The sequence below is a fragment of the Neisseria sp. P0013.S005 genome (assembly GCF_051958425.1).
Taxonomy (GTDB): Bacteria; Pseudomonadota; Gammaproteobacteria; order Burkholderiales; family Neisseriaceae; genus Neisseria; species Neisseria subflava.
In genome coordinates, this window is the sequence record NZ_JBQCVL010000004.1 from 179606 (window position 1) to 200688 (window position 21083).

The 21083-nt window shown below is 49.1% G+C and carries 22 protein-coding genes, 1 tRNA gene and 1 riboswitch; of the genes, 14 read left to right on the forward strand and 9 right to left on the reverse strand.

Going from position 1 to position 21083, the window contains the following annotated elements; genetic code table 11:
* Positions 1-454 precede the first annotated feature (454 nt).
* Entirely contained in the window at positions 455-913 is a 459-nt protein-coding gene (locus tag ACTHTA_RS06095; protein WP_049328858.1) for an RrF2 family transcriptional regulator, read from the reverse strand.
* A gap of 146 nt (positions 914-1059) precedes the next feature.
* Between ACTHTA_RS06095 and ACTHTA_RS06100 the strand changes: the two genes are divergently transcribed.
* Both ACTHTA_RS06100 and ACTHTA_RS06105 read left to right on the forward strand, forming a co-directional pair.
* Complete coding sequence (locus ACTHTA_RS06100) at positions 1060-1440, forward strand: hemerythrin domain-containing protein (RefSeq protein WP_049328859.1); 381 nt, start codon at positions 1060-1062, stop codon at positions 1438-1440.
* A gap of 86 nt (positions 1441-1526) precedes the next feature.
* On the forward strand, positions 1527-2684 hold the full coding sequence (locus tag ACTHTA_RS06105) for an NnrS family protein (RefSeq protein ID WP_308887623.1): 1158 nt from the start codon (positions 1527-1529) through the stop codon (positions 2682-2684).
* Positions 2685-2786: 102 nt separating this feature from the next.
* Here the strand turns inward: ACTHTA_RS06105 and ACTHTA_RS06110 are convergent.
* The 3 genes from ACTHTA_RS06110 to ispB form a co-directional block, all read right to left on the reverse strand.
* A tRNA-Arg gene (locus ACTHTA_RS06110) sits at positions 2787-2861 on the reverse strand.
* Positions 2862-2879: 18 nt separating this feature from the next.
* A complete protein-coding gene (locus ACTHTA_RS06115) occupies positions 2880-3326 on the reverse strand; it encodes a DUF441 domain-containing protein (protein ID WP_063076159.1) in 447 nt (148 codons plus the stop codon).
* A 4-nt stretch (positions 3327-3330) separates the two neighbouring features.
* Positions 3331-4305, reverse strand: coding sequence for an octaprenyl diphosphate synthase (gene ispB, locus ACTHTA_RS06120; protein ID WP_308187291.1), 975 nt, complete (start codon positions 4303-4305; stop codon positions 3331-3333).
* 264 nt (positions 4306-4569) lie between these two features.
* On the opposite strand from ispB, the gene rplU reads away from it, so the two are divergent.
* From rplU to ubiM, 3 genes are all read left to right on the forward strand, one after another.
* Positions 4570-4878, forward strand: coding sequence for a 50S ribosomal protein L21 (rplU, locus tag ACTHTA_RS06125; protein WP_002216394.1), 309 nt, complete (start codon positions 4570-4572; stop codon positions 4876-4878).
* A 27-nt stretch (positions 4879-4905) separates the two neighbouring features.
* Positions 4906-5178 (forward strand): 50S ribosomal protein L27, encoded by a 273-nt coding sequence (gene rpmA / locus ACTHTA_RS06130; RefSeq protein WP_002212328.1) that lies wholly within the window; start codon positions 4906-4908, stop codon positions 5176-5178.
* Positions 5179-5452: 274 nt separating this feature from the next.
* Positions 5453-6637 (forward strand): 5-demethoxyubiquinol-8 5-hydroxylase UbiM, encoded by a 1185-nt coding sequence (gene ubiM, locus ACTHTA_RS06135; RefSeq protein ID WP_049351134.1) that lies wholly within the window; start codon positions 5453-5455, stop codon positions 6635-6637.
* Between the two features lie 67 nt (positions 6638-6704).
* Here ubiM and ACTHTA_RS06140 read toward each other — a convergent pair whose 3' ends face one another.
* Together ACTHTA_RS06140 and queF are read right to left on the reverse strand one after the other, a co-directional pair.
* Complete coding sequence (locus ACTHTA_RS06140; protein ID WP_308887622.1) at positions 6705-7382, reverse strand: 7-cyano-7-deazaguanine/7-aminomethyl-7-deazaguanine transporter; 678 nt, start codon at positions 7380-7382, stop codon at positions 6705-6707.
* A gap of 99 nt (positions 7383-7481) precedes the next feature.
* Positions 7482-7955 carry a preQ(1) synthase gene (gene queF, locus ACTHTA_RS06145; RefSeq protein WP_308887621.1) on the reverse strand — a complete coding sequence of 158 codons (474 nt, stop codon included), beginning with the start codon at positions 7953-7955 and terminating at the stop codon, positions 7482-7484.
* A 3-nt stretch (positions 7956-7958) separates the two neighbouring features.
* Positions 7959-8003, reverse strand: a riboswitch (PreQ1 riboswitch).
* 148 nt (positions 8004-8151) lie between these two features.
* Here queF and rfaQ point away from each other — a divergent pair.
* On the forward strand, positions 8152-9234 hold the full coding sequence (rfaQ, locus tag ACTHTA_RS06150; protein ID WP_308887620.1) for a putative lipopolysaccharide heptosyltransferase III: 1083 nt from the start codon (positions 8152-8154) through the stop codon (positions 9232-9234).
* Positions 9235-9240: 6 nt separating this feature from the next.
* Here rfaQ and ACTHTA_RS06155 read toward each other — a convergent pair whose 3' ends face one another.
* Positions 9241-10221: a hypothetical protein gene (locus ACTHTA_RS06155; RefSeq protein ID WP_308887619.1), complete on the reverse strand. Its 981-nt coding sequence runs from the start codon at positions 10219-10221 to the stop codon at positions 9241-9243.
* A gap of 365 nt (positions 10222-10586) precedes the next feature.
* Here ACTHTA_RS06155 and ACTHTA_RS06160 point away from each other — a divergent pair, with 365 nt between their 5' ends.
* Together ACTHTA_RS06160 and pncB are read left to right on the forward strand one after the other, a co-directional pair.
* Positions 10587-11882, forward strand: a complete 1296-nt coding sequence (locus ACTHTA_RS06160) for a M23 family metallopeptidase (protein ID WP_308887618.1) — start codon at positions 10587-10589, stop codon at positions 11880-11882.
* Between the two features lie 96 nt (positions 11883-11978).
* A complete protein-coding gene (gene pncB / locus ACTHTA_RS06165; RefSeq protein ID WP_308887617.1) occupies positions 11979-13199 on the forward strand; it encodes a nicotinate phosphoribosyltransferase in 1221 nt (406 codons plus the stop codon).
* 39 nt (positions 13200-13238) lie between these two features.
* Here pncB and mtgA read toward each other — a convergent pair whose 3' ends face one another.
* Together mtgA and aroE are read right to left on the reverse strand one after the other, a co-directional pair.
* On the reverse strand, positions 13239-13940 hold the full coding sequence (gene mtgA, locus ACTHTA_RS06170) for a monofunctional biosynthetic peptidoglycan transglycosylase (protein WP_003684244.1): 702 nt from the start codon (positions 13938-13940) through the stop codon (positions 13239-13241).
* 2 nt (positions 13941-13942) lie between these two features.
* The gene (gene aroE, locus ACTHTA_RS06175) at positions 13943-14752 is read right to left on the reverse strand and encodes a shikimate dehydrogenase (RefSeq protein WP_308887616.1); all 810 of its coding nucleotides are present in this window, start codon (positions 14750-14752) and stop codon (positions 13943-13945) included.
* Between the two features lie 197 nt (positions 14753-14949).
* Here aroE and glnA point away from each other — a divergent pair, with 197 nt between their 5' ends.
* From glnA to ACTHTA_RS06205, 6 genes are all read left to right on the forward strand, one after another.
* Positions 14950-16368: a type I glutamate--ammonia ligase gene (gene glnA / locus ACTHTA_RS06180; RefSeq protein WP_070589404.1), complete on the forward strand. Its 1419-nt coding sequence runs from the start codon at positions 14950-14952 to the stop codon at positions 16366-16368.
* Between the two features lie 209 nt (positions 16369-16577).
* Complete coding sequence (locus ACTHTA_RS06185; protein ID WP_003684274.1) at positions 16578-17822, forward strand: hypothetical protein; 1245 nt, start codon at positions 16578-16580, stop codon at positions 17820-17822.
* 62 nt (positions 17823-17884) lie between these two features.
* Positions 17885-18535: a site-2 protease family protein gene (locus ACTHTA_RS06190; RefSeq protein ID WP_049351143.1), complete on the forward strand. Its 651-nt coding sequence runs from the start codon at positions 17885-17887 to the stop codon at positions 18533-18535.
* A 131-nt stretch (positions 18536-18666) separates the two neighbouring features.
* Entirely contained in the window at positions 18667-19671 is a 1005-nt protein-coding gene (gene dusB, locus ACTHTA_RS06195) for a tRNA dihydrouridine synthase DusB (protein WP_308887615.1), read from the forward strand.
* Between the two features lie 53 nt (positions 19672-19724).
* Positions 19725-19964 (forward strand): Fis family transcriptional regulator, encoded by a 240-nt coding sequence (locus tag ACTHTA_RS06200; protein WP_049351145.1) that lies wholly within the window; start codon positions 19725-19727, stop codon positions 19962-19964.
* A 180-nt stretch (positions 19965-20144) separates the two neighbouring features.
* The gene (locus ACTHTA_RS06205; RefSeq protein ID WP_250601237.1) at positions 20145-21020 is read left to right on the forward strand and encodes a DMT family transporter; all 876 of its coding nucleotides are present in this window, start codon (positions 20145-20147) and stop codon (positions 21018-21020) included.
* Positions 21021-21083 lie beyond the last annotated feature (63 nt).

Consider the following 21083-nt stretch of genomic DNA (forward strand, 5'->3'; position numbering starts at 1 on the left):
GGGTTGGAATATAATGTGAACAACAGCATAAAAATCAACCTATAAAATGGATACAAAAGGTTAAAGCACATTTAGGTAATGCTTTTTTAGGCCGAAATGGGCTTATCACATTGACATCTTTATAGTTGTTGAGGGTAAATTTGATTTTGATTATCAGCCGCCTGAGCCGGGATTGGTATATAACGTTCCCAATTTTGTATTGGAAAAAGACCGTTACGTTGATTGGGAAGATACTTGGCGTACTTTTTAATTAGGAAATAAGTAAATGGCGAGCAGTTACTTTTTGCTTGCTCTGGTCGATATCTTTCTATTATTTTAAAATTAACAATGCTGTTTGAAAATCTTAATTTCAGACGGCATTTTTTATTTTTCCGAGTAATATCACATGCGCCTATATTGAGAGGCTGATGATTATTTTGATATAGCCGGACTGTTTTTCAGACGACCTGAAAACTTAATCAACCATTCTGCGTATTTCGTTGATCGGGATACGCGGGGTATAGAGTATGTCGTAGGTTGGTTTGTCCAAAAGATCTTGCAGGGAGTATTGATCTAAATGGTTGAAGAAGGCTTTGATGGCGCCGGTAATGATGCCGGTCAGTCGGCAGGATGGGGTAATGAGGCATTCGTTGTTATCGCCCATGCATTCGACAACCTGCATCGGCTCAAGATGGCGGACGACTGCGCCGATGTTGATTTTTTCTGGAACATCCGCCAAGCGCAAACCGCCACCTTTGCCGCGCACGCTGACCAGAAATCCGCCTTTGACTAATGAGGTAACCACTTTCATCAAATGGCTTTTGGAAATATTGTAAGTCTCGGCAATGGTGCTGATATTGACGAGGGTGTCATCATTGATGGCGGTATAAACCAATACGCGCAATCCGTAATCGGTATGTTGGGTCAGATACATGGCTGGCTCTTTAGATATTTTTATTATATGTCAAAAGCGTAGTACTTGGAGAGGGGCTGTTTGACTTTATGTGGGGTTGGGTTTCATAATATCTGAAACATTTGAATTAATCCAGTTTGACAGACTGTTGCCATTATAACGAACTTATGAAACCCTTGAAACGCCACCCTGCATTAATAGAACTTTCCCGCGAGCATCATGGCTCGCTGTCGTTGTGCGTCCGTCTCCTGCGTGCGCCGGAGCAAAGCCATCAAGCGGAGCTGGATCCTCATTTTGTGGAGCTTGAGCCACATTTTTTGGAGGAGGAAACCATGTTTGCGCCGTATTGGGATAAGGTTGATCCGGCGTTGAGGCAGCGTTTTGAAGGCGATCATGCCAAGCTGCGTGCGATGATGGCTCATCCTGAATATATGAATGAATCATGGAATAAGGATTTTGCGGTAACTTTGCGCGATCATGCGCGTTTTGAGGAACGTGAGCTTTTTCCTGCGATTGAACCTTTTTTGCCTTTGCCTGAGAATGTGTGATAGGAAAGGGAATCGATGGCCGTCTGAAAAGTTTCAGACGGCCTCTGTTGCTGTCTTATGATGATATAAAAATTGAAGGAACCACCATGAACGATTTGTTCAAACATCCTGTATGGGCAATGGCCTTCCGCCCGTTTTACTCGTTGGCGGCTTTGTATGGCGCATTGTCTATATTGCTTTGGGGCTTCGGCTATCAGGGTACGCCTGAATTGCCGGGTTTGTATTGGCATGCCCATGAAATGATTTGGGGCTACGCCGGATTGGTTGTCATTGCATTCTTGCTGACCGCGGTGGCAACTTGGACTGGCCAGCCGCCTACACGCGGTAAGGCGTTGGCAGGTTTGACCGCATTTTGGCTGCTTGCACGTTTGTGTGCGTTTATTCCCGGCTGGGGTGCGACGGCAAGCGGCATATTCGGTACGATCTTTTTCTGGTATGGCGCGGTGTGTATGGCTTTGCCGGTAATCCGTTCTCAAAACAAGCGCAACTATGTTGCCGTATTTGCTATTTTTGTTTTAGGTGGCACCCATTTCGCGTTCCATATGAAAATGCAGCCGTTTGATGCCATCGCGCTGATGACCGGTTTGCAATCCGGTTTGATTATGGTGGCCGGTTTTATCGGTTTGATCGGTATGCGGATTATCTCGTTCTTTACGTCCAAACGTTTGAACGTACCGCAAATTCCCAGCCCTCAATGGGTAGCGCACGCATCGCTTTGGCTGCCTATGCTGACTGCCATGATGATGGCTCATAACATATTGCCGGGATTGGCCGCTTTGTTCTCTATTGCTGCAGGGGTGATTTTTACCGTACAAGTATATCGTTGGTGGTATAAAGCCGTACTGAAAGAGCCTATGCTTTGGATTTTGTTTGCCGGCTATCTGTTTACAGGCTTGGGCTTGATTGCTGTCGGTCTTTCTTATTGGATTTCAAGTTTCTTGAATTTGGGCGTACACCTTATCGGCGTTGGCGGTATCGGCGTGCTGACTTTGGGTATGATGGCGCGAACTGCGCTTGGTCATACCGGCAACTCTATTTATCCGCCGCCTAAAGTGGTTCCTGTCGCCTTTTGGCTGATGATTGCCGCAACGGTTATCCGTGTTTTGGCTACCTTTGTGAGCGGTACGGCATACATACACAGTATCCGTTGCTCCGCCGCTTTGTTTGCCGTATCTCTGCTGTTGTACGCATGGAAATATATTCCTTGGCTGATTCGTCCGCGTTCGGATGGTCGTCCGGGTTAATGGTTTGGCAAAATGAAAAGGCCGTCTGAAAAGTTTCAGACGGCCTTTATTTATTGATAACAAAAAAGCCTTTCAAAGTATGAAAGGCTTTTATTGAAACTGTGGCCTCGCCAACAGGAATCGAACCTGTATTTTACGCTTAGGAGGCATACGTTCTATCCGTTGAACTATGGCGAGGCGTTAAAGGGGGGGATTTTAAACCTTTCCGGCAACAAAAGACAATAAGCCGGCGGCAATCAGAGGGCCGACCGGAATACCGCCGACAAAGGCAACACCGATGACTGTGCCGATTAATAATCCGGTTACCAAAACAGGCTGTTCGCTCATCAATGGAACGCCGCGTCCGGCAAGCCAAGCGACGAAGATGCCGATAAGGACGGCGGCAATCATTTTGAAATTGAGAAACTCGGACAGAGGCGGAATCTGTATTTTGCCTGAAACCAGCGGACTCAATACGCCGATGGTCAGTATAATGATGCCCACTTGCAAGCCGTGTTTTTCCACGAAGGGAATGTATTGTGACAAAGCGGTTTGCTGCATCAACAATAAGACGGCCGCCGAAATCGTAATCGAGTTGTTGTTGCTGACAACGCCTAAAAAAATCAGCGTAACCAGAAACAAAGGGACAAAACTGAAATTCATCGGATTAAGATACTCGGGCCAAGGATTCTTTTGCCAGTTGGATCATGGCATCTTTGACTTCGCTGTCAGGTAACACGTCCAATGAAGCGATGGCTTTATCGACGGCTTTTTTCGCTTCGGAAATCGAATACGGCAAAGCGTCTGAGTTAACGACATAGTCATGGATTTTTTCAAAATAGCTACGGTCGGCATTTTCCAAGGCGTGGCGCACATCGTTTGCTGCCTGCTCGGAGCCGTTTCGCATCAGGTAAATCAATGGCAGGGTAGGTTTGCCTTCTGCCAAATCGTCGCCGACGTTTTTGCCGATTTCTTCGGTTTCGCCAGAATAGTCCAATACATCGTCAATGATTTGGAAAGCCGTACCGACGTACATGCCGTAGTCTTTCAAGGCTTGCTCGTGTTCGGTGGAAGCTTTGCCCAAAATTGCGCCGACTTGAGCGGCCGCTTCAAACAGTTTTGCTGTTTTGTATTGGATAACTTGGACGTATTGCTCTTCGGTAATATCCGTATTGCCGATGTTCATCAGCTGCATGACTTCGCCTTCGGCGATGATGTTGGTCGCATCGGCCATCACTTCCAAGATACGCATACTGCCCGAACCGACCATCAGTTGGAAGGCGCGTGTATAGAGGAAGTCGCCGACCAAAACAGCAGCTGCGTTGCCGAAGAGGTTGTTTGCCGTTTTACGGCCGCGGCGCAAATCGCTTTCATCGACGACATCGTCGTGCAGGAGGGTGGAGGTGTGGATGAACTCCACCATCGCTGCCAGCGAGTACAGTTTTTCATCGTCATACCCGACTGCTTTGCCTGCCAAAATGGTAATAATCGGACGCAGTCGCTTACCGCCCGCGCTGATGATGTATGTGCCGATTTGCGAAATCAGCGCAACATCGGATTGAACAGCTTGGTTGATGACCGCATTAACTTTGGCAAGGTCATCGGGCAGGTGGCGTTGGAAGTAAGGCAGGTTTTCGAGCATAAAACATTCTCTGTTGACAAAACGGAGCGGGGGCTCCAATGAATCTGTTTAAACCCGTACATTCGGTCGGGGTAATAACGTTGCATTAAAGATATCAGCAATCCAGCGCGTGATTATATCAGTTAAAAAGCATGCAACATATCTTTCAGACGGCCTTTTCACTTGTAAATAAAATAAATTTTGACAAAACAGGCAAATAGAAATAGAATAGCTCGCTTCGCACATGGTGTGTGGAAAGTTAACCTAATTCTCATGGAGTTGAGTATGTACGCGGTCGTAAAAACCGGCGGTAAACAATATAAAGTTTCCGTTGGCGAAAAATTGAAAGTAGAACAGATACCAGCCGAACTCGACAGCCAAATCGAACTGACTGAAGTTTTGATGATTGCTGACGGCGAATCTGTAAAAGTAGGCGCACCTTTTATCGAAGGCGCAAAAGTAACAGCTAAAGTCGTTGCTCATGGTCGTGGCGAGAAAGTACGCATTTTCAAAATGCGTCGTCGCAAACACTACCAAAAACGCCAAGGCCATCGCCAAAATTTCACCCAAATCGAAATCGTGGCAATCGCCTAATTTCAAGTAAGTTCAGGAGTATTACAAATGGCAAGTAAAAAAGCAGGCGGTAGCACCCGCAACGGTCGCGATTCAGAAGCCAAACGTTTGGGCGTTAAAGCCTACGGCAACGAGCTGATTCCAGCAGGCTCTATCATCGTTCGTCAACGTGGTACTAAATTCCACGCAGGTGACAACGTAGGCATGGGCAAAGACCACACTTTGTTTGCTAAAGTCGACGGTTACGTTGAATTCAAAACCAAAGGCGCGCTGAACCGTAAAACCGTCAGCATCCGTCCTTACACCGGTTCTGAAGAATAATCGTTTTACGATTGAAAGCCGCATTCCTTTTCGGAATGCGGTTTTTGTTTGTCAGACTGTTTTGTCTGTTTGATAAAATCCGTATGTCGTGAAGCTTGATTTATATTAAGGCTAAAGTAAAAACGTGCTTATAATCGATGGCCTTTGTTTTATTCTATTGACTCTTTCTATATAATCTATCAAATGCCTTTGATTTACCCTCTTGTAGCTAAACACAGTAAACTTAAGGCCGTCTGAAAAAATCCGTATCAGTTGAATACAAGGAATTCCTCCCATGAGCTTACACAGTGATATTCTCGTCGTCGGCGCAGGCCCTGCAGGATTAAGTTTTGCCGCAGAGTTGGCCGGAAGCGGCTTGAACATAACCTTGATTGAAAGAAGTCCTTTAGAAGTGTTGCAAAATCCGCCGTATGACGGCCGTGAAATCGCACTGACGCATCTGTCGCGCGAAATCATGCAGCGATTGGGTATGTGGGATTTGATTCCAAAAGACGAAATTTATCCTTTGCGCGATGCCAAAGTGTTGAACGGTCATTCCGATTACCAGCTCCATTTCCCGCAACCGACTCAGGCGCGCGGCGAGCCTGCGGACTGCTTGGGCTATTTGATCTCCAACCACAATATCCGCAAAGCCGCTTATGAAGTCGTGTCCAAATTGGACAACGTCAAAATCCTGACCGGCACCAATGTTAAAGAAGTTAAAACTTCTGACAATGAGGCGCAAGTTATTTTGGAAAGCGGCGAAGTATTGACCGGTCGTCTGTTGTTGGCCGCCGATAGTCGCTTCTCGCAAACGCGCCGTCAACTGGGCATTTCTTCAGATATGCACGATTACAGCCGCACCATGTTTGTGTGCCGCATGAAGCATACTTTGTCCAACCTGCATACCGCATATGAATGCTTCCACTACGGCCGCACCATTGCGTTGCTGCCTTTGGAAGAACACTTGACCAATACAGTGATTACGGTGGACAGCGATAAAGCTGAAACGATTAAAAACATGTCGCCGGAAGAATTGGCGGCCAGCGTGAAAGAGCAACTCAAAGGCCGTTTGGGCGATATGGAATTGGTCAGCACCATTCACAATTATCCTTTGGTCGGCATGATTGCCCAACGTTTCTATGGCAAACGCAGCGCGTTGATCGGCGATGCCGCAGTCGGTATGCATCCGGTTACTGCGCACGGTTTCAACTTGGGTCTGGCAAGTGCCGATCTTTTGGCTAAATTGGTGCTTGAAGCCGAGCAACGCGGTCAGGATATTGGTGCGAAGAGTCTGCTGGAAAAATACAGCACCAAGCATATGTTCCATGCCCATCCGATTTACCACGGCACTAATATGCTGCTGAAACTCTTTACCAATGAAACTGCTCCGGCAAAACTGCTGCGCGGTTTGGTATTGCGTGCAAGTAATAACTTCCCACCGCTGAAAAAACTGATTACCAAACAATTGACCGGTTAATTGTTTAAAACATAAAAGGCCGTCTGAACGATTAAAGTTTCAGACGGCCTTGTTTTTTATCTACTGCTTATTTGGCTAAAACTGATTCGGGCATTTCTTGACGGACGTTTAAGGAAGTCAGCTTTTTGGTCAAGATGCTCAATACGATGCCGTAGGCAGGCAGGAAGAAGAGGGTGCAGATGGCGAGTTTGAACAGATAATCGACAAATGCGATGCCCTGCCAATTTGCCGCCATAAATTCATCGTTGCTCGCATAAAAGGCAACGGCGAAAAACACCAGCGTGTCCAAAGCATTGCCGACAATGGTGGAAGCGGTAGGGGCAACCCACCATGATTTCAGACGGCGTAATCTGTTGAACACGAAAATATCGAGGATTTGCCCAAGCGCATAGGCGGAAAAGCTGGCCAATGCGATACGGCCGACGAAGGTGTTAAATTCGGTTAAAGATGCCCAGCCTGTCCAGTTGCCGTCATGAAAGAGGACGGAGAAGACGTAAGAGAGCAGCAGGGCGGGGAACATCACCCAAAAAATAATCCGTCTCGCCAACGGCGCGCCGAAAATGCGCACGGTCAGGTCGGTAGCGAGGAAGATAAAGGGAAAGGAAAATGCGCCCCAAGTGGTAAAGATACCGAAAATTTGAAAGGGGAACTGCACCAGATAGTTGCTGGCGGCAATAATAAAAATATGGAAAAGCACCAGCCAGAAGAGCGCTTTCTTCTGCTGTGCGGCGGTAAATTCGTACATGGAAATCTTTCGGAGTTTTTCAGACGGCATGAGGCCTTGAGAGACCGTGCAATAGAGAAAGTCTTGCAATGAAAAGGGCGTTAGGCCGTCTGAATAGGATTATTGTGCATCGTGCTCAAACAGGCGTTTGCGTGCCAAAGCTTCAAACTCTGTGCCTGCTTTGCCGTAGTTGGCAAACGGGTGAATGGCGATGCCGCCGCGCGGTGTGAATTCGCCGAATACTTCGATGTATTTCGGATCCATCAGGGCGATGAGGTCTTTCATGATGATGTTGACGCAGTCTTCATGGAAGTCGCCGTGGTTGCGGAAGCTGAAGAGATAGAGTTTCAGGGATTTGCTTTCCACCATTTTGATATGGGGGATGTAGCGGATGTAGATGGTGGCAAAGTCGGGCTGGCCGGTCATCGGGCAGAGGCTGGTGAACTCGGGGCAGACGAATTTGACGAAATAGTCGTTGTCGGGATGTTTGTTGTCGAACGCTTCCAAAATTTCAGGCGCGTATTCGCTCGGGTATTGGGTTTTCTGGTTGCCCAAAAGGGAGATGCCTTTCAGCTCTTCGTTGTTACGGGACATGAGGTTTCCTTAGTTTTTTAATGTGGGAGGTTTTCGAACCACGGGGTGCGGATTGTAATATAAATTGCATAGCTTGTGCGGATTTTATAGCGATGAATCAGCAAGATAGGTTTCAGACGGCCTGTTTTGTATTTTATGAAACCTGTTTTCCGCTTTACAATAGCAGCCAATCAACAGGCCGTCTGAAAGTATTTGTATGTCTTTAGCCCAACCCAAACGTATTCTGATCATCAAATTGCGCCATCATAGCGATGTGCTTTTGAGCATGCCGGTGGTCGATGCGCTGAAAACCCGTTTCCCCGATTGCGAAATCGATATGCTGGTGTATGCCGGTACGGGGCAGCTGATTGCCGATAATCCGCAGATTGCGCAGATTTTTACCATTGATCGAAATTGGAAGAAGCTGGGCGTATTCAAGCAGTTGGCGTGTGAGAAAAACCTTTTGTCTAAGCTGAAGGTGCGCGATTATGACTGGGCTTTCAACCTGTCCGACCAATGGCGCGCGGCAATAATCGCCAAACTGTGCGCCCGTTGTAGCGTGGGTTTGGACTGCATCAAGCGCGACGGTTTCTGGTGGCGTTTCTGTCATGATTTTATCAACCATGAGCTTGATACCAGTCATCATATCGTTGAAAATCAATTGAATATCCTTGCGCCGCTTATCCAGCCGAAAGACGTGGCCGATGCGAAAGTACGCCTTTGGGTGGCACAAGATGCAAGGGAAAGCATGCGGCAGAAATTGCGTGAGCAGGGTTGGAGCGGCGAAGATTATGTGTTGCTGCACCCGGGTGCGCGTTGGCATTTCAAATGTTGGGAAGACGGCAAAAACGCCGCTATCGTACAGCTTCTGCTCAACAGCGGACAGAATGTCGTATTGACTGCTTCTCACAACACTGTCGAGCAATACATGCTTCAGGAAATTATAGGCCGTCTGAATATTCCGGAAGGCAGAAAAGTATATGTGCTGTCCGGATGCTTGAGTCTGCGTGAATTGGCGGCGGCTATTGAGGGCGCCAAGTTGTTTATTGGTGTCGATTCTGCACCGATGCACATCGCCGCAGCTTTGGATAAACCGCAAATCGCTTTGTTTGGCGCGTCATGGGTGGATAAATGGCGTCCGTATTCCGAGCAGGCGGAAGTCATTTATGCCGGCGATTATGCCGAACTGCCTCACCCTGACAGTATCGACACCAACGATCCGACACGTCTGTTGAAAGCGATTCCGTTGCAGGATGTGTGGGACAAAATTTTAGCCAAATTGGAGGCGTTGGAGGCTTAAAACCGCTTACCACGATCCGTTAAACGTTTTAGCTTTGCGCCAAAATGCCCATTTGGAACGGCGGCCGATTTCCAGCGTGCCGCCGTTTTCGCCGTCTGTGGCAATGCAAACGGTTTTCAGACGGCCTGAAGCGAGTGCGTCCCATAAAGGCGCAAACCAACGGGTTTCCCAGCTTTCCAAAATATCTTTGTATGCCCAAACATCGCCTGTTTGTAAGGTGGAAACCAAGTCGTCCAAAAAGATAAGGCCGTCTGAAACCGTGTTGCCTGTTTCTTGAACCATCTCAAACCAAGCCTTCAAATCATATGGCGCATCGAGTTTGGGCTTATCCGAAAAACGCGCCCATGCGCTGTCTGAAGCGACAATATCCGCAGACTGTGTACCGTCCGCGTCATTCCACAGCCACAAACCGTTGATTTCCGGCAATCCTTGTTGTTCACGCGCTTGGTTAATCGGATGCGTGTGGAGAAACATTTGGATTTCCGTCTGCATGGCCAACCAAGACACCGCATCCTTGCCATGCGCCTGACCGTCCATTTCCGGCTGTCCGCACACATCCAAAACACATTCTGCGCCCCAATCTTCAATCTTCGGCATACTGAGCAGCCACATACTTTCGCAAAGCGGCTCGAATTGCCAATCTTTATCTTGATAAAACGCCGACAAATCCGCACATAACCGTTGTGCCTCCTCTTTTTGGATACCGATAAACTCGCCGCTGATAATGTTGACATGGTGCATGCCCATCTGTTGCCAAACCGGAGAGGCAAAAGCGGCTGTGCGGTTTGGGATTGTGTGGCGTAAACGTTGCACTTGGGTAATGAGGCTGCCGCTCCACAAATGGCGGCCGTAAAATTGAGACGGCCTGAGTGTTTCTTTGCGTAATATGCCGTAACGCAAAAGACGGTTAAAAGCAGGTAAGGCAAGCGCAGGAACGGATTCGTCGGCAAAACGGTTGAGCGAGGGGAGGGCGAGGGTCAACTTCATAAGCGCAAATAGATAGGAAAACCGTTATTTTACGCGACAAACGATACGTTTCGGAACCTTGCTATTACGCCCTGAAAAAGAGCCGTTCAGACGGCCGGTTTGGAAAAAACGGGCTGTCATGCTAGAATGCGTGGCGTAAATTTCAGAAAAACAGGGTGTAAATCAACACACATAGCCCTGATAATAACGTCAATCTCAAACACGACCTCATTCATTCCGAATGAAAACCTGATTTTCAGATCGGAAAAAAGACTCAAAGTCCTTTATCCCCAAAACTGTTTAAACCAGCAGGCGGTCGCAGCAGGCCGGATGTGCCGGCATTCTGCAAACTTTAAAAAAACAGACCGCCCCATTAAGGATAACGCGTGATTAAAAACAAATATTCCACTCGATTCAAAGCAACCCTCTTAGCGTTTCTGCTGCCGGCTTCAGGCATCATGACCGCATACGCCATTACCGACCCTCAACCAGCACATACCGATTTCAAAGTCGAGCGTATTTCCGAAGAGCTGCCTGCCGTTTATGTGGAAACCAATACCTATCAATCCAGCTATTGGGTGCAAGAAGTTGTCCAAGCCGGCGACTCTTTGGCAGACGTTTTGACGCGCATGGGTGTCAACCAAGAAGACATCAAGCAAATCATGGCGAAAAACAATGCCAACCTCGACATGAAAAACCTGCGGACCAACCAATCCGTCAACATCCGTATCGATTCTTCAGGCCAAGTGACCGACGTTCAATTCTTTACCGATGAAGAATTGGAACGCAACTTGGTCGCTTTGGAAAAAGTCAAAGGCAAATGGCGCATCTCCAATGCCGAAATCGACATGAAAACCATGCCGACCCTGCGTTCCGTGAAAATCCGCACTTCCGCCATCGGTGATATGCTCCGTGCCGAAATCCCTTCCGAAGTGTATATCCAGCTCAAAGAAATCTTTGCCGATTCGTTCAATATGAGCGACTTGGGCGAAGGCGATACCGTGCGTCTTTTGTACAACAGCATGTATTTCCGCGGCCAGCAAATGGCGGTCGGCGATATTTTGGCGGCTGAAGTGGTTAAAGACGGCAAAACCTACCAAGCCTATTATTACAGCCAAGGCAAAGGCGACGAAGAAAGCGGTAGCTACTACGACCAAAACGGTAAGTCCCTGCAACAAAAAGCAGGCTTTAATACCGAGCCTGTTGCATACACGCGCATTTCTTCCCCGTTTGGCTACCGTGTCCACCCGGTCCTGCATACCGTCCGTATGCACACCGGTATCGACTATGCCGCGCCGACCGGCACCCCGATTAAGGCCGCTGCCGACGGTGAAGTGATTTTCAAAGGTTGGAAAGGCGGCTACGGTAACACCGTGATGATTCGCCATGCCAACGGTGTGGAGACCCTGTACGGCCACATGAGCGCGTTCAGCCCTGCCGACGGCAGAGTCCGTGCCGGCGAAGTGATTGGTTTTGTCGGTACAACCGGCCGTTCGACCGGTCCGCACCTGCATTACGAAGCACGCGTCAACGGTCAGCCGGTCAACCCGACTACCGTCGCCTTGCCGACGCCGAAATTGACCCCAACCAATATGGCCGCATTCCGCAAACAGCAAAAAGATGCCAGCACGATGTTGTCTGCCATCCGTTCTTTGCCGGTTTCCGTAGCGCAGTTGGATTAAATAAGATAAAGGCCGTCTGAATAAGGTTTCTTTCAGACGGCCTTTCCTATTAAAATCGATACCCTCATCAAGCCCACGTTTACTCAGAGAAAACTTATGTCCGCTTATCAGCCCATTATCCAATCCCTGCTTGATACCGACCTGTACAAATTCACCATGCTGCAAGTCGTGTTGCACCAATTTCCGCAAACCCACAGCCTCTACGAATTCCGTTGCCGCAACAAAGAGATGGTGTATCCGCTGGCCGATATTCAAGAAGACTTGGAACGCGAACTCGACTCCCTGTGCCAGCTGCGCTTTACGCATGACGAACTCGACTATCTGCGCAGCCTGCGTTTTATCAAAAGCGATTTTGTTGATTATCTCGAACTTTTCCAACTCCAACGCCGCTTTGTCCGAGTCAGCCCTGATGACCAAGGTCGTCTGAACATCCGCATCGAAGGCCCGATGATACAGGCGATGTTCTTCGAGATTTTCATTCTTGCCATCGTCAACGAACTCTATTTCCGCCGCTTGGAAACGCCTGCCGTCATCGAAGAAGGCGAGCGCCGTTTGCAGGCCAAAGCGCAACAGCTGAAAGAAATTGCGGCCACTCAAAATCCGAATGATCCGCCGTTCCTTATTTCCGATTTCGGTACGCGCCGCCGCTACACCCTCGCATGGCAGGAACACGTTATCCGTACCTTGCTGGAAGCCGCTCCCGACATCGTGCGCGGTACCAGCAACGTTTATCTGGCCAAAAAAATCGGCATCACACCCATCGGCACCATGGCGCACGAGTTCCTCCAAGCCTTCCAAGCCTTGGACGTACGTTTGCGCAATTTCCAAAAAGCCGCGCTGGAAAGCTGGGTACATGAATACCGCGGCGACCTCGGTATCGCCCTGACCGACGTGGTCGGCATGGATGCCTTCTTGCGCGACTTCGATCTGTACTTCGCTAAACTCTTCGACGGCCTGCGCCACGACAGCGGCGATCCTTATGTCTGGGGCGACAAAGCCTACGAGCATTACAAAAAACTCAAAATCGACAGCCGCACCAAAATGCTGACCTTTTCAGACGGCCTCGATATTGAGCGTTCATGGGCATTGCACCAATACTTCAAAGACCGTTTCAAAACCAGTTTCGGTATCGGTACCAACCTGACCAACGACTTGGGACACACACCTTTAAACATTGTTTTGAAACTTGTCGAGTGTAACGGCCAATCCGTCGCCAAGCTCTCCGACTCCCCGGGCAAAACCATGACCACCAACAACACCTTCCTCGCTTACCTGCGCCAAGTGTTTGACGTACCGGAGCCGGAAGAGAAAGCCTAAAAACAAAGGCCGTCTGAAATGTTCAGACGGCCTTTTTAATTAATCCATATCGCTTTCGGGTAATTCTGCCGAACCCATGCGGCGTAGGATGATATTGGTTTTGTTGTGCATCCGTTTGCTCTTAGGGTGGTCTGCGTAAAACAGCGGAGCCGGAACGCGTGCCGTGAGTTTGGCGGCTTGTTGGCGGGTGAGGGCGGAGGCAGGTTTCTTGTAGAAATACTGGGACGCCGCTTCCGCGCCGAATACGCCGTAGTGCCATTCGATTGAGTTCAGATACAGCTCAAAAATACGGTCTTTGTCGGTAACCGCTTCCATCATCGCTGTAATCGCCGCTTCTTCGCCTTTGCGGATGTAGCTGCGGCTTTCGTTGAGAAACAGGTTTTTTGCCAGTTGCTGGCTGATGGTCGAACCGCCGGCTTTGACTTCGCCGCTTTGCTTATTGCGTTTCATGGCGTATTTGATGCCGTTCCAGTCAAAGCCGCTGTGTTCGGCAAAGTTGGCGTCTTCGGAAGCAATCAGGGCTTTTTTGAGGTTGACGGAGATTTGGTCGTAAGGCACCCAGCGGTAATCCAGCTCGACATCGCGGCCTTCTTTTGCAAACTGGCTCATGCGCATGGACATGAAGGCGGTTTTGCTGGGTGCGACGGCGCGGTAGGTAATGATGTTGCCGTACACATAAGCGTTGAAGAAAATGAAGATGCCGATGGGCAGGGCAATCAGCCATTTGATGATGCGGAACATGGTTACAGGGCTTTCATGTATTCGATAACGGGGCGGATATCGGGTGTAAATCCGCGCCAAATATGGTAGGAGGCGGCAGCCTGACCGACCAGCATGCCCAGGCCGTCTGAAACTTCGGCCGCACCATTACTTTGGGCAAAGTTCAAAAACGCCTGTGCCGCTTCGCCGTAAACCATATCGTAGGCAAGGCGGCAGTTGCGGAAAATTTCAGGGCTAATGGCAGGAAGCTGGCCGCTCAAGCCTCCGGACGTACCGTTGATGATGATATCAAAACCGCCGTTCAAATCCGCCATCGGGACGGCTTCAATGCCGAAAAGCCGCGCCAATTCCTCGGCTTTGGCGTGGGTACGGTTGGCAATGACGATACGGGCAGGGCGGTGTTCTTTCAAAACTGGAATCACGCCGCGCACCGCGCCGCCTGCGCCCAAAAGCAAAATGGTTTTGTCCTCGATGGCAATGTTTTTAACCTGCGTGATGTCGTTGGCCAAACCGATACCGTCGGTATTATCGCCGCGTATTCTGCCGTCTTCCAACCACACCAGCGTATTGACTGCGCCGGCAGCCAAAGCGCGGTCGGAATGTTCGTCCGCCAGCGCAAAAGCTTCCTGCTTGAACGGGACGGTTACATTCGCACCTTGTCCGCCCTCGGCACGAAACGCCGCAACAGCCTCGGCAAAACCTCCGATTTCGGCACAAATGCGCCCATATTCGATGGCCGCGCCTTCTTGCAGCGCAAACTGCTGATGGATTTGCGGTGATTTACTGTGTGCAACGGGATTGCCGAAAACGGCGTAACGCGGGGTGTTGTTCATAAAACGGGTCTGAAAAAACAAAAGAAAAGAGTGCTTATTATAGCGGTCTTTATGTTAAGAAAGCGTAATGTAAAATTGTTGACAATTAAACAGTCTGAAACTATATTTCATTGCGTAAAAACGGGTGCCCTGATGTATTTCAGACGGCCTTACCGTGGTAGAATAACAACTTAAACCCATTCCCTCAGGAGCTGAAGATGTCCATCAAAGACGCTGTAAAACTGATTGAAGAAAGCGAAGCCCGCTTCGTAGATTTGCGCTTTACCGATACCAAAGGCAAGCAGCACCACTTTACCATCCCCGCCCGCATTGTCCTCGATGATCCCGAAGAATGGTTCGAAAACGGTCAAGCGTTTGACGGTTCGTCCATCGGCGGTTGGAAAGGTATTCAGGCTTCCGATATGCAGTTGCGTCCTGATGCGTCTACGGCCTTCGTCGATCCTTTCTATGACGATACCACCGTTGTTTTTACCTGCGACGTTATCGATCCAGCCGACGGCCAAGGCTATGACCGCGACCCCCGCTCTATCGCACGCCGCGCCGAAGCTTACTTGAAATCTTCCGGTATCGGCGACACCGCCTATTTCGGCCCCGAACCCGAATTCTTCGTTTTTGACGGCGTAGAGTTTGAAACCGACATGCACAAAACCCGTTACGAAATCACTTCCGAAAGCGGCGCATGGTCAAGCGGCCTGCATATGGACGGTCAAAACACCGGCCACCGTCCGACCGTCAAAGGCGGTTACGCACCTGTTGCGCCGATTGACTGCGGTCAAGACCTGCGCTCTGCCATGGTCAATGTTTTGGAAGAACTCGGCATTGAAGTGGAAGTCCATCACTCCGAAGTCGGTACCGGCAGCCAAATGGAAATCGGTACCCGTTTTGCCACTTTGGTTAAACGCGCCGACCAAACCCAAGACATGAAATATGTGATTCAAAACGTTGCCCACAACTTCGGCAAAACCGCTACATTCATGCCTAAGCCGATTATGGGAGACAACGGCAGCGGTATGCACGTTCACCAATCCATTTGGAAAGACGGTCAGAACCTGTTTTCAGGCGATGGCTATGCCGGTTTGTCCGATACCGCCCTTTATTACATCGGCGGCATCATCAAACACGCCAAAGCCTTGAACGCGATTACCAATCCGTCCACCAACTCCTACAAACGCCTCGTGCCGCACTTTGAAGCGCCGACCAAACTGGCATATTCCGCCAAAAACCGTTCCGCTTCCATCCGTATTCCGTCTGTGAACAGCAGCAAAGCACGCCGTATCGAAGCGCGTTTCCCTGATCCGACCGCCAACCCATACTTGGCATTTGCCGCTTTGTTGATGGCCGGTTTGGACGGTATTCAAAACAAAATCCATCCGGGCGACCCTGCCGATAAAAACCTGTACGACCTACCACCGGAAGAAGATGCATTGGTGCCTACCGTTTGTGCTTCTCTGGAAGAAGCACTGGCCGCCCTCAAAGCCGACCACGAATTCCTCCTGCGCGGCGGTGTGTTCAGCAAAGACTGGATCGACAGCTACATCGCCTTTAAAGAGGAAGATGTCCGCCGTATCCGTATGGCACCTCATCCGCTGGAATTTGAAATGTATTACAGCCTGTAAAACAGCTGAGGCATTGTAAATAGGAAATCAAAGGCCGTCTGAAACTGGATTTGAAGTTTCAGACGGCCTTTAGGCTTGAAATGGATAGGGCAATCGAATTAGGTATGATAGCGAGAAGCAATGAATCATACTGTTTGAAAGCCTTTATGGAATCGGCGCCTTGTGTTAAATTGTGCTAACGGAGGCATTTAATAAAAAGGTTGGACAAAATGAATAAGATAATTGGTTTGGCCATTGCTGCGGTATTTGGTTTGAGTGCGTGCAGTAATTTAGATCACAAAACCGCACACGAGGTCATGTCGATTTCCAATGACCGTATTTTAAAAGAAGACCGCAGCTTTAACATCACAGGCAGCTCTCGAATATATATCAGCCCATTGGCTGAAGCTGTATTGGCAGATGAAAAGGTGGAAAAGAAAGCCGAAGCGAAAGCAAAGGATGCCAAAGCCAAAGAGGGGGAGGCGGCATCCTCTATGAAGGTTGCTCAAGAAGACGACGCTGCTTTGAAGCAGGAGTTTTCTGAACGAGAAGAGGCTGAGTTCCGCAATGCAATGCTTGATGCCTTGCCGGATGGCAATATCGCACAAGTTGCCGTTGATTATCTGGATAAATATCCTGCCATATCCAGTTATATGGAAGGGGTTCATCTGAATTATGAGTCGGCAGTTGATTTGTCAACGCGTCAATTTGAGATGATTCCTGAATTGGTCATCAACAACCACAATGAAAAACTTAGTATCAAACTTCCTATGAAGTTAGATGCGGAAAAATGGGAAATTTATGTTGATCTGCCTGCCAGCGTGTCTGCCATTGTTAATGTGTACACTGATGAGAAAATCGGCAAACGTTTGATTAAAGAACCTTTAAAAGTGAGTTTGAAAGAAATCGGTGATTCGAAACACATGCCTTTTGATCATATTGCAGAGGCGGGAGTACGTGCTTTTTTGAGTGCCAATAAGGCTATGCCTGCCGATGCATATGTATTTAAAGAAATGGATGCCTTTGGTAAGGCAAACCATGCACGCTATCGTGTACGTCATGTCATGAAACCGGAGTATGATTCTGTCGTAATGAAGGCAATGGCTAAGGCTTTTGATGAAGAATTGTCGAAATTACAGAAAACGCCTCAACCAGGGTCAACAGAAGAAGATTATAAAAATGCGCGGGAATTTTTCAGTATGTCTGTCAACATAAGTGATAACCAGCCACTTAGCTTCCAGCGGATATTCGGTAACAATCTTGTTGTCGACTATTATCTCGACCGCAAAGGCCGCATGTTGGCTTCCCGCATGTATATGCAAATCAACGGCACACATAAGGCCATTAATATTATCGGCGACAGTGTGTACAGCAATTACGGCAAACCAGTCTTCAAATTGAATCCGCAAGGTAAGGGCATTACTTGGAAAGAGCTGAAAGAGTTTTTCAGTTCGAATAAAAAAGAAGACGATTAAAGCCTCAGGCCGTCTGAAAGGATATTTTCTGTTTTCAGACGGCATGTTTGATAAGGAAAACCATGTTTGCAAATTTTGATTTAGGCGTATTTCTGCTGGCAGTATTGCCCGTGTTGTTGGCCATTACCGTGCGCGAAGTGGCACGCGGTTATACGGCGCGGTATTGGGGCGACCATACCGGCGAGCAGTTTGGGCGTTTGACCCTCAATCCGCTGCCGCATATCGATCCTGTCGGTACGATTGTCGTGCCGCTGGTGTGTCTGATGATAGGCAGTTTTCTGTTCGGCTGGGCGCGTCCTATGCCCATCGATTCGCGCAATTTCCGCGATCCGCGCCGTGCGTGGCGGTGGGTGTCGATTTCAGGTCCGATTGCCAATCTGATTTTGGCGTTCTTTTGGGGCTTTGTCGTCGTATTGTCCGCGTATGTGCCTGAGTCTTATCAAGCGCCGTTGGTGCAGATGGCCGGTTACGGCGTGATGGTAAACTCGATTTGGGTCGCATTCAGCCTGATTCCGATTTTACCTTGGGACGGCGGTATTTTTATCGATACCTTCCTTAACGCCAAACAGTCCATGCAGTTCCGTAAAATTGAGCCATACGGCACATGGATTATCCTGATCCTGTTGTTTACCGGCCTGCTGGCCAAACTAATTTGGCCGATTATCGCCATGATTCAGGCCGCAGTGCAGATGGTTGTTATGCTGTTTATTTAAATATTGTGGCTGAAAAGGCCGTCTGAAACTCAGTTCCAGACGGCCTTTTTCATTGTGCAACATGTAAATACGATTGGAAAAATTGCTTAAAAATTGTACAATTTCAGCCCTTTCAACTTGGCGCACACATCATGCACATCGGCGGCTATTTCATTGACAATCCCATCGCACTTGCCCCCATGGCAGGCATTACGGACAAACCGTTCCGCCGGATTTGCCGCGAGTTTGGCGCAGGGTGGGCGGTATGCGAAATGCTGACTAGCGATCCGACGCTGAGACATACCAAAAAAACCTTGCGCCGCAGCGATTTTGAAGGCGAGGGCGGAGTTGTGGCCGTGCAGATTGCCGGCAGCGATCCGCAGCAGATGGCGGAAGCCGCGCGGTATAACGTCGGCTTAGGCGCGCAGGTCATTGATATAAACATGGGCTGCCCGGCCAAAAAAGTCTGTAATGTGCAGGCAGGCAGCGCGTTGATGCAAAACGAGCCTTTGGTTGGCGAAATCTTGGAAGCCGTTGTCAACGCGGTGGATGTACCCGTTACCCTCAAAACCCGTTTGGGCTGGCACGACGAACATCAAAACTTGCCGACCATCGCCAAAATTGCCGAAGAATCAGGCATTGTAGCCCTTGCCATCCACGGCCGCACCCGTACGCAGATGTACAAAGGCGAAGCGCGTTACGAACTGATTGCCGAAACCAAAGGCCGTCTGAGCATCCCCGTTTGGGTCAATGGCGATATCACTTCGCCGCAAAAAGCCGCCTCCGTCCTCAAGCAAACCGCCGCCGACGGCATCATGATAGGGCGCGGCGCACAAGGCAGGCCGTGGCTTTTCCGTGATTTAAAACATTACGCCGAACACGGCGTTTTGCCGCCGGCCTTGAGCTTGGCAGAATGCAACGCCACCATTTTGAACCACATCCGTGCCATGCATGAATTTTATGGCGAAATTGCCGGCGTACGGATCGCCCGCAAACACATCGGCTGGTATATCGACGAAATGCCCGACGGCGAACAAACACGCCGGGAAATCAACCGCTTGGACAGCGCCGCGGCACAATACGATACCCTTGCCGCCTATCTTGAGACGCTTTTAGAGAAAACCGACCGTTGGGTATGCCACTATCGGGAAAGCTAAAGAGTTTCAGACGGCCTTATCATTTAAAAACAAATCCAAAGAAAGACATCACGATGAATCAAACGACTACTGACATTGCGCAATGTATTGAACAAAACTTACGACAATACTTCAAAGACTTGGATGGTACGGAACCTTGCGGCGTGTACGATATGGTGTTGCACCAAGTCGAAAAACCGATGCTGATTTGCGTGATGGAACAATGCGGCGGCAACCAATCTAAAGCGGCGGTTATTTTGGGGTTAAACCGCAATACCTTGCGCAAAAAGCTGCAGCAGCATGGTTTGTTGTAATAGGGAGGATAGGACGGACATTTCTGCCTGCCTATAATGAAAGAACCGGCCATGTCATTTATCCATTAGTTAGATATTTTTGGATTTGCTGACACAATCAAAATAAAAACAGCTTGAAAAGGCTTCAGGCCGTCTGAAAGCCAGAGAAGAAACGATTAATTTTTTGCCATGAGTTGAACCATGCTTTACCAAATACTCGCACTGTTAATCTGGGGCAGCTCGTTTATCGCTGCCAAGTACTCCTATGAGATGCTCGACCCGACGCTGATGGTTGAGGCGCGGTTGTTGATTGCCGCATTGATGGTGCTGCCGTCGTGCCGCCGTCATTTGGGTAGGATTCCGCGGAGCGAATGGAAACCGTTGCTGTGGATCTCCTTTGTCAACTACGTTGTCGTTTTGATGCTCCAGTTTATCGGTTTGAAATATACATCCGCTGCCAGCGCGGTTACCATGGTGGGGTTGGAGCCTTTGCTGGTGGTCTTTGTCGGTCATTTCTTCTTCAACGACAAAGCCAAACTTTACCACTGGATTTGCTGCGCGGTGGCGTTTGCCGGCGTGGGCATGATGGTAATGGGCGGTGCAGAAGAGGGCGGTACGATTGACTGGTTCGGCTGTCTGCTGATTTTGCTTGCGGGATTGGGTTTTGCAGGCGTGATACGTCCGAGCCAGCAGATGATTGCCCGTATCGGCGTGCCCGCATTTACTTCTGCTTCCATGGCGACGGCGGCGGTGTTGTGTCTGCCGTTTTCGCTGGTGTTGGCAGACAGCTATCAAATCAATTGGTCATGGGGCGGTACGCTGTCGATTTTGTATATGGGGATCGGTTGCAGCTGGCTTGCCTATCTGTTGTGGAACAAAGGCATGAATAAAGTCCCTGCCAACGTCTCCGGCCTGCTGATTTCGCTTGAGCCTGTCATCGGCGTTATCATGGCGGTGTTAATTTTGGGCGAACATTTAAGTACTATGTCTGCGATGGGCATTACCGTCGTTATTGCGTCCACTTTTGTCGCCGGTATGTTGTCGCGTGTCAGCAACAAACACAAAAAGGCCGTCTGAAAACAGTTTCAGACGGCCTGAAGTCAACAGTACTTTTTTCAATAAAACATTTTGGGAAAATTT